This is a genomic window from Alphaproteobacteria bacterium, from assembly GCA_018667735.1.
In the GTDB taxonomy this organism is placed as follows: Bacteria; Pseudomonadota; Alphaproteobacteria; order Rickettsiales; family JABIRX01; genus JABIRX01.
The window spans coordinates 24,151-33,135 of the sequence record JABIRX010000001.1 but is presented as its reverse complement, the minus strand read 5'-3'; the positions used below and the strand labels follow the sequence as shown (position 1 = coordinate 33,135).

At 29.1% G+C, this 8,985-nt stretch carries 9 protein-coding genes; all 9 read left to right on the top strand.

Features of this window, described 5'->3' with window-relative positions; all coding sequences use genetic code 11:
- Positions 1 to 227: hypothetical protein (locus HOH73_00165; protein MBT5827288.1), on the top strand; the 227-nt coding region annotated here is incomplete at its 5' end.
- Positions 228 to 229: 2 nt separating this feature from the next.
- Positions 230 to 1,465: an MFS transporter gene (locus HOH73_00160; protein MBT5827287.1), complete on the top strand. Its 1,236-nt coding sequence runs from the start codon at positions 230 to 232 to the stop codon at positions 1,463 to 1,465.
- A gap of 56 nt (positions 1,466 to 1,521) precedes the next feature.
- Entirely contained in the window at positions 1,522 to 2,031 is a 510-nt protein-coding gene (locus HOH73_00155; GenBank protein ID MBT5827286.1) for a DUF3833 domain-containing protein, read from the top strand.
- Complete coding sequence (locus tag HOH73_00150) at positions 2,031 to 2,798, top strand: SDR family NAD(P)-dependent oxidoreductase (protein ID MBT5827285.1); 768 nt, start codon at positions 2,031 to 2,033, stop codon at positions 2,796 to 2,798. Before HOH73_00155 ends, HOH73_00150 begins: the two co-directional genes overlap by 1 nt.
- On the top strand, positions 2,798 to 3,526 hold the full coding sequence (locus tag HOH73_00145) for a hypothetical protein (GenBank protein ID MBT5827284.1): 729 nt from the start codon (positions 2,798 to 2,800) through the stop codon (positions 3,524 to 3,526). Before HOH73_00150 ends, HOH73_00145 begins: the two co-directional genes overlap by 1 nt.
- Entirely contained in the window at positions 3,507 to 4,235 is a 729-nt protein-coding gene (locus HOH73_00140; GenBank protein MBT5827283.1) for a hypothetical protein, read from the top strand. Before HOH73_00145 ends, HOH73_00140 begins: the two co-directional genes overlap by 20 nt.
- Positions 4,236 to 4,286: 51 nt before the next feature.
- On the top strand, positions 4,287 to 4,796 hold the full coding sequence (locus tag HOH73_00135) for a demethoxyubiquinone hydroxylase family protein (GenBank protein ID MBT5827282.1): 510 nt from the start codon (positions 4,287 to 4,289) through the stop codon (positions 4,794 to 4,796).
- Positions 4,729 to 5,874: an efflux RND transporter periplasmic adaptor subunit gene (locus HOH73_00130; protein MBT5827281.1), complete on the top strand. Its 1,146-nt coding sequence runs from the start codon at positions 4,729 to 4,731 to the stop codon at positions 5,872 to 5,874. The genes HOH73_00135 and HOH73_00130 overlap by 68 nt, the downstream gene beginning before the upstream one ends.
- Positions 5,861 to 8,968, top strand: a complete 3,108-nt coding sequence (locus tag HOH73_00125) for an efflux RND transporter permease subunit (GenBank protein MBT5827280.1) — start codon at positions 5,861 to 5,863, stop codon at positions 8,966 to 8,968. The genes HOH73_00130 and HOH73_00125 overlap by 14 nt, the downstream gene beginning before the upstream one ends.
- Positions 8,969 to 8,985 lie beyond the last annotated feature (17 nt).

Genomic DNA, 8,985 nt, shown 5'->3' with positions numbered 1-8,985 from the left:
ATAGAGAAAAAAAATATTTAAAAAATAAGTTCACTGAAATTTATCCAGATATCTTAAAGAGTGATGTTCTCGAAGCTAAATATAATGTAAAGCAAGGCTTACAATTTTTTTATAATAATAAATTAGCAGGAAAAATAATTAATAAAGATAACGCAACTAAATTTCTTGATATATGGTTATATAAGCATAATCATTATAAAAAAATGCAGCAAGATTTAGTAAATTAAATATGGCAAAAATAAATAATAAAAATCTAATTGCATATTCTTGTCTTGCTTTTTCAATTTCATTCATTGGTTTACCCATCTATATTTATTTGCCAAATTATTATATTAATAATTTCAATATTGGATTAAAAGAAATGGGTCTTATTTTGCTTTTTACCAGATTTATTGATGCGCTTCAAGATCCTATATTTGGCATAGTAAGTGATAAATATTTAAGCAAGAAAAAGCTTCTAATTGTGTTATTAAGCCCTTTTCTTGGCCTTTCTTTTCTTTTCTTATTTAATCCTTATTTTGGTTTTAACCCTGTAATTTGGTTAAGTGTATTTTTAATATTTACTTACAGCTTTTACAGTTTTATTTATGTTAATTATCAATCATATGCTATTTCTTTTAGTAAAGATTATCATACTAAAACTAAAATTATCGCTTATCGTGAGATATTTTTTACTTTAGGTCTAACTGTTGCAGCTGTCACTCCTGCTTTGTTATTTAAGTTTTATAGTGAAATAACCTCATTTAAAATTATAGGCATAACTTATTTAGTTTTAATTTTAATATTTACACTATTTTTTTACCTAAAAGCGCCAAATATTGAGAGTAAAGAAAATAAAAACTTTCGTTATTTTACCCTATTTGAAAATAAGCTTCTTAGAAAATTTTTTATAATGTTTTTTTATAATGCTCTAGCTGCCGCTATTCCAGCTGTGTTGATTATGTTTTTTGTTGAAAAAATTATTAATGCAGCTGAATATGTTGGTGTGTTTTTAATGTTATATTTTATTGGGTTATTTATTGGCGTTTTTATTTGGAGTAAATTATCAAAAAAAATAGGTGACAAAGTTAAAACCTTTCTAATATCCATGCTTTTTACGATACTTATTTTTTCTCTTTGTTTTTTTGTAAATCAAGGTGATATATTATTATATGCTTTAATTTGTTTTATTTCAGGCATTGGTTTTGGTGGCGATTTTACTTTGTCATATTCCATTATGACCGATATCATTCAAGAGCAAAAACTTAACCAAAATGAAGCTTCTATTTTTGGTATTACTAATTTTCTAATTAAATTAAGTCTTTCATTAACATCAGGTAGCTTAATTTATATTATGGGTATATTAGAATCTGTGGAAAATTTACAACATCTATTTATTAAATATTCATATATATTTTTACCAATAATTTTTAGATTATTAGCGGCTTTGTCGTTATTTAAAAATTTTAAAATATCTAGAGTTTGATTAATTATTTTTTTGTTTTTATTATGAAATTGAAAAGCTTTTTTTATATTATTTTTATGTTCAACTTTCTTAACTCATGTGCTGGTACAGCAATTAAAACTTACCAAAATAATCAACCTAAATTAGATATCAGGGAATATCTTAATGGCAAAATTAAAGCTTATGGAATTTTAGAGGATAGAAAAGGTAATATTACGCGAAGATTTACAGTTGACATGACTGGCACTTGGCAAGATGGCAAAGGTGTATTAGAAGAATTTTTTATCTTTGATGATGGTGAGGAAAGTGAAAGAATTTGGACTATCGAATTTACCGATGAGCATAATTTCACTGCTAAAGCAGCTGATGTAATTGGTATAGCTACCGGCTCACAATATGGTAATGCAATGCAAATGAATTATGTCTTAGATTTAGTAGTAGATAAAGAAAAAAATACAAAATATAAAGTTACACTTGATGATTGGATGTACTTAATTAATGATGAAATTCTAGTTAATAAATCTAAAATTAAAAAATTTGGTATTACTTTTGCAAAATTAACTATTTTTTTTCAAAAAGTTAAATAATGCACATCAATTACTTTAAGCAAAAAAACATCTTAATCATTGGTGCTAGCTATGGTATTGGAGAGGCTCTAGCTACTAACCTTGCTAATTTAGGGGCAAATTTATTTTTAAGTGCTAGATCAAAAGATAAGATCGAAGAATTAGCCAGATCTTTAGATGGTAATCATTTTAGCCAAATATGTGATGTAACTAAAAAAGTGCAAGTTACCGAATTATTAAAGATTGTAAAAGCTAATTTCAAAAAAATAGATATCATTATTTTTGCGGCAGGAATTTATGAGCCAATGTCTTTAGAAAATTACAATCAAAATAAGGCCCATAATATCTTAAATGTTAATTTTAGTTCTATGTTAAATTTTTTAGATTTTTTTAAGCAAGAAGCAAAAGAAAATAACTTAAGTCAAATTAGCATTATTTCTAGCTCAGCTGCATATTTTGGTATGCCTAATTCTTTAATATATGGCGCTTCTAAAGCAGCTTTAAGTCACTTAACCGAAAGCTTATATCATGAATTAATGAATTTTAATGTTAAAGTACAATTAATTAATCCTGGCTTTGTTAAAACCAGATTAACCGATAAAAATGATTTTAACATGCCAAATTTGATCACGGCAGATAAAGCAGCTAAAATTATTATTAAAGCTTTAACCAAAACCAAGTTTGAAATATCATTTCCATATTTATTTATTCTAATGATGAAATTATTTAAGTTTTTACCTTTTAAATTTAGGGCATTATTGTTGAATAAAATGGTAAGTAAGAAATAATGGCTAAAAACTATAGGACAAAAAATTCAAAACATGGTTTTAATTTAGTCGAGTTAGCCATAATTATTACTATAATTGCTATTATTATAACCTCTATCTCGGCAAGTCGTTCAATTATATATAATAGTAAATTAACCAACGTAATTAAAAATTTTAATTATTACATGTCTGCTATGCATAATTTTAACCTAGAATATTCAGCATTACCTGGGGATATTAGCAACGCATATAATTTCTTTGGTACAGATTGTGACTCAGTTGCAAGCTATTGCAATGGAAATGGTGACGGCCTTATAAGTACAAGTAGCGATAGTAATGACGATGAGACTAACAGGTTCTGGCAACATTTATATTTATCTGGCTATTTAAATGACTATTCATCTGGCATGGGAGGCAAAGCTAGTAGCAGTCCTAAAGGCCCTATAGATAGCTCATCATTTACAATGCAATCATATAGTTTTTATGGTTATGCAGCCAGCAACAATTTAACTTTTTCATATTTATTTGATTTTAACGGTATCTTAACTCCAAAAGATGCTAAAAACATAGATAGTAAAATGGATGATGGTCTTGCTGGAACTGGAAATATTTTAGCTGCTGACGGTGCTCAATATAGCAATGGAGTATGCACAGGTAGTTATTACAGCGAGACTGCCCAAGACTATATATTAACCTCGACCATTACAGGTTGTTTACTTGCATATCCATATGAATTTCAAGAACAATAAGGCTTTTAGCTTTGCTGAATTATCCATAATATTATTAATAGTGGGAAGTTTCTTTACTGTTGTGTTTGCCAGCAAATCAATATTAGAGCAAGCTGAAAATCGAAATATTATAAATAATATATATAATTATGAAATTGTAATTGACCAATTTTATGAGAAATTCACTAAATATCCAGGAGATTTTAACCAAGCTTATAATTTCTTTTCCACAGATTGTGCTGCAAGTGCAGATTATTGCAATGGTGATGGTGATGGATTTATTGAATCTAGTGCGAGCAGTGATTATGAAAGAGAGAATTTAAGAATATGGCAACACTTAAACTTAGCAGAATTACTAGCAGGTAATTATAGTGGCACTGGTGGCAATGCTAATTTAAGTAATAGTCCTTTAGGAGAGTTTGATAACAGCATTTATTACATTGATAACAGCGCTATTTTTAGTGATATTAACAACAAAATATTGTTATCTAGTGTAATAGATACTATAGAGTATAAAGGTGTTATTTCAGTTTTATCTGCAAAATCTATAGATTCTAAGATAGATGATTCCATTGCAAATAAAGGTAGAATCTATGCGGTAACAGGAGATAATTTGAGTAACAGTTCTGATTGCTCAGCATATCGCACTTCGCTTAATGGAGCAGATTATAATCTTAGCTCAACGGAAAAACAAGCATGTGTTATTAGTTATTTATTTGATAAAGATTAATTAATTTTATTCATTTGTTGCATAAAACAGCAAATATTTTAAAATTAAGATATGCTAGATAAAACACATATACATAACATTATTAGAGTTGATCACGCTGGTGAATATGGTGCTAAAAGAATCTATGAAGGTCAGATAGACTTCATAAAAAACCCAGCAATGAAAATGCAAATTAAAGAAATGCTAGAACATGAATTAGAGCATTTAGAATATTTTGAAAATAAAATAAAAACAGATCATATAAGACCCACTATTTTATTACCATTTTGGCATGTAGCTGGTTATGGGCTTGGCGCTGTTACAGCCTTACTTGGTGACAAAATGGCTATGGCCTGTACTGCTGCGGTTGAAACTGTAATTGAAAGTCATTATCAAAAGCAATTAGATGAATTAGCTGAAGGTGAATTAAAAAATTCTATCACGAAATTTCAAGCAGATGAGGCGCACCACAAAGAAATAGCCATTGAAGAAAAAGCTTTAGAAGCGCCTCTTTATGGAGTTTTTGCAAAACTCATCAAAACAGGTTCTAAAACTGCAATATGGCTTTCCGAAAGATTTTAATATTATGCTAAAATTCTCTAAAAAATCACATTATCTTGCTTTAATAATCATTATAACTTCTTCTTTATGGATTAGCTCTGGTTTGCTAAAAAAACGAACTCCACCTCAAGCTATGCCTATAGAAAGCAAAGTAATTAACAGTGTTACTACAAATATTTCTGCTATAACCAACCATCAAAAAAAATATAAAATATATGGAAGTGCCAAAGCTCATAAGATTATTTCCTTAAAGTCAGAAATTAATGGTAAGGTAAATAATATTTACAAAAATGAAGGTGATATTGTTAAAGCTGGGGAAGTAATTTTTACGCTTGAGCCAAAACAATATAAAGCCGAATATGCAGAAGCCAAAGCGCATTATAGCAGCAAAAAAACCACGCTAAAGACTACTAAAGAATTATATAAAAAAGGTTTATCAGCAAAAACCATTTTAGCAAATCATCAGGCAGATTTTAAAGCAGCAGAAGCTAAGCTAGAATCGGCTAAAATAAAATTAGACAATACTGAAATTTTAGCAGCGTTTGATGGAAAAATAGAAGAGATAAATATAGAAACTGGTGAAATTATAGAAGGTTATAGAACTGAGATGGCCACTTTGGTAAATGACAATAAAATATTAGTACATGGTTTTCTGGCTGAGAAGTTAATTTCTGATGTTAATTTAATTGAAAAAATCGAAGTTGAATTTTTTAGCGGTTTAAAAAAGCAGGCTATCTTAAATTATATTTCTGCTACCTCAGATGCTATTACCAAAACCTATAAAATTGAGGTTTTAGTAGAAAATAACGACAATCTAATAAAAGATGGTATGACTGTAGAGCTGAGTTTTACTTTAAAAAAAATTAAAGCGCATAAAATAAGCAGCTCTGCACTAAGCCTAGATGATAATGGTAATATTGGGGTTAAAATAATCAACCACAATAATCTCGTTGAGTTTTTGCCAGCTACTATAATTGGTGAAGAAGGTGAATATATTTGGCTCACTGACTTACCTGATGTTATAGAAATAATTACCATAGGGCATGGCTTTGTTAGAAATGGTGATCAAGTATTAGTTAGAAGAGATGAGCGCAATTAAAACAATAATAGATCGAAGAAAAGCGCTAATATTTCTTTTCTTTATCTTAATTATAATAGGTTTTAAAACTTATAATAACATTGCACGAGAAGAATATCCTGATGTTAGAATACCTTTAGTTTTTGTGACCATTCATTATGAAGGCATATCGCCCGAGGATGGAGAAAATCTATTACTAAAACCAGTAGAAAAGGAACTAAAGTCAATTGAAGGTCTTAAAAAAACTTCTTCTTATGCCATTGAAGGCATAGCTTCAATAATATTAGAGTTTGAGGCTGGCTTTGACAATAATCTTGCAATGGATAATGTTAGAGAAAAACTAGATTTTGCTAGAGCAAACTTGCCCCAAGATATTGATGAACCAATTTTAAAAGAAGTTATTTTTAGTGAATTTCCTATTTTAAATTTGACCTTAAAGGGCAATATTAACCAAAGATTACTTGCAAATATAGCGCGAAAATTGCGCGATACTATAGAAGAATTACCTAACATCTTAAATGTTAATATAGCTGGGGACTTAGAAGAAACGGTTGAGATTATCATTGATCCAATCAAGCTAGAATCTTATCAATTATCGACTGACATTATTCAGAAATTAATTAATAATAATCAATTAGTAACAGCTGGTGCATTAATTTCGTCTTCAAGCCGTTATGCCATAAAAATACCAGGATTATTAGAAAATTTTTCTGATATTGCAAATATACCAGTGGTCTCTAATGCGGATAGAGTGGTTAAATTATCCGATATTGCGCAAATTAGAAGAGGTAATAAGCCATTAGAGTCTATTGCTAGATTAAATGGTGAGAATGCAATTACTTTAGAGATTTCTAAACGCTCAGGAAAAAATGTTATAGAAACTGTGGCTATGGTAAAAAAATTAGTTGATAGTAAAAGCTCTTTTTTTACAGATGAAATAGAAATTATATATTCTCAAGATTCATCGATGAGAATTATAACTTCTAATGAAGATTTACAAAATAATATTATCTTAGCAATAATTTTAGTTTTAGTAATCTTACTAATTACAGTCGGGCTAAAACCAGCTTTCCTTGTTGCATTATCTATTCCTGGAGTTTTTGTTATTTCAATTTTAATATTAGATCAGCTGGGCTTCACTCTAAATATCGTTGTATTATTTTCATTAATTTTGTCGGTAGGACTGATTGTTGATTCGGCAATAGTAATAACTGAGTATGCAGATCGTAAAATGAAGCTTGGTCACTCGAGTAAAAATGCTTATATTGCAGCAGTTAATAGAATGAAAATACCTATTATTATTTCTACTATTACTACTTTAATTGTATTTTTACCTCTATTATTCTGGCCGGGTGTTGTTGGACAATTTATGTTTTTTATACCATCAACTTTAATAATTACACTCTCCTCTTCTTTAATTGTGGCCTTAATTTTTGTACCAGTGATTGGCTCTTATTTTGGGCGTGATAGAGATGCTGATATCAAGTCAGTTGTTGGAAAAAAACTAATAAGCAAATATGAAATATTAGTAACAAAAGTACTTGATAAACCTATAAGATTCACTTTTATAATTTTCATTTTTCTTATCATATCTATTTTTTCTTTTGCTAAATTTGGCAAGGGGGTTGAGTTTTTTCCAAAAATTGAGCCTGATAATGCTACCATTAACATTAGAGCAAGGGGTAATTTATCTATTTATGAAAAAGATAACATTATAAAAGATCTAGAAAGGTTAATGTTGGAAAATAGAGCTGGTATTAATATATTATATAGCAGAACGGGAAAGGGTAACTCTTCGCGGAAGGGTAATAATGCACCAGCAGATACTATTGCAACAATGCAATTAGAATTTACTAACTGGCGTTACCGGGAAAGTGCTAATGAGATTTTAGCTAAAATAAAAAATATTTTAGAAGAAAAATATTATGGTTTAGTTATAGAAACTATGGCAGAAAAAAAAGGTCCCTCTAGTGGTAAAGATATACAAATCGAACTATATGCAACTGATAGCATCATGCTTGAAAAGCAGGCAAAGGAACTTACTAATTTTTTAAGAAAAAATAATAATTTTATTGATATTGATGACTCTACTCAAATACCTTCTATTGAATGGAAGTTTGACATTGACCGAGAATTAGCTGAGCAATCTGGTTTATCTATTCAAGAAGTTGGCAGTTATATTAAGTTAGTCACAAATGGTCTGCCTGCAACAAGCTATAGACCAGATGATAGTGATGAGGAAATTGATATAATAGTTAGATTTCCTGAGGAGTATCGAAATTTATCTCAATTTGAAACTTTAAAGGCTATTTTAACCAATGGTGATGCCGTGCCAATTAGTAATTTTATTACTAAATCGCCACGCCAAGAGATTCAAAAAGTTGATCGTTCTGATGGTAAAAAAGTTGTTTATATCAAAACTAATATGGCAAAAAAACTCTTAGCAAATGATGGAGTTAAGCTTATTGACAACTGGATTAAAGAAAATTTAAGCAAGCAGGTTAGTTACAAGTTTCGCGGTGAAGATGAAGATAGTAAAGAAACTGGTGCTTTTTTGCAAAAAGCCTTTGGCTTGGCTTTAGTTGCAATGGCCTTAATTTTAATTATACAATTTAACTCTATTTACAAAATGATAATTATTATAAGCGCTGCTTATCTATCAACTGTGGGTGTTTTAACTGGTTTATTATTAACTGATAGTGCTTTTGGTATTGTAATGTGCGGTGTGGGTATAATATCTTTAGCTGGAATTGTAGTTAATAATAATATTATTTTTATTGATAGCTTTGTAAAATTACAAAATAATGGTTACAAAACCAAAGAAGCCATTATTAACAGTGCTAAATCTAGATTTAGGCCTATCTTATTAACATCAATTACCACAATACTTGGTTTAATACCTATGATTTTTAGTATGAATATTAATTTCTTTACTAGAGATATATATTTTAACTCTCCATCTAGTCAATGGTGGCAACAATTATCTACTACTATCGCTGGTGGACTTGCTTTTGCGACTATTTTAACTTTGTTTCTAACCCCAGCATTACTGATGATTGGTGCTAATACAAATGATTATTTTTTGAATTTAAAGAAAAAATTCTTGCAAAGGTAAGAAACTATCTTTATATA

What these genes read in the sequence shown, in the direction of transcription:
- HOH73_00140 (MBT5827283.1), top strand. Translation starts at nt 3,507, where the DNA reads ATGAATTTCAAGAACAATAAGGCTTTTAGCTTTGCTGAATTATCCATA.
- HOH73_00135 (MBT5827282.1), top strand. Translation starts at nt 4,287, where the DNA reads ATGCTAGATAAAACACATATACATAACATTATTAGAGTTGATCACGCT.
- HOH73_00125 (MBT5827280.1), top strand. Translation starts at nt 5,861, where the DNA reads ATGAGCGCAATTAAAACAATAATAGATCGAAGAAAAGCGCTAATATTT.
- HOH73_00155 (MBT5827286.1), top strand. Translation starts at nt 1,522, where the DNA reads ATGTTCAACTTTCTTAACTCATGTGCTGGTACAGCAATTAAAACTTAC.
- HOH73_00145 (MBT5827284.1), top strand. Translation starts at nt 2,798, where the DNA reads ATGGCTAAAAACTATAGGACAAAAAATTCAAAACATGGTTTTAATTTA.
- HOH73_00130 (MBT5827281.1), top strand. Translation starts at nt 4,729, where the DNA reads ATGGAGTTTTTGCAAAACTCATCAAAACAGGTTCTAAAACTGCAATAT.
- HOH73_00160 (MBT5827287.1), top strand. Translation starts at nt 230, where the DNA reads ATGGCAAAAATAAATAATAAAAATCTAATTGCATATTCTTGTCTTGCT.
- HOH73_00150 (MBT5827285.1), top strand. Translation starts at nt 2,031, where the DNA reads ATGCACATCAATTACTTTAAGCAAAAAAACATCTTAATCATTGGTGCT.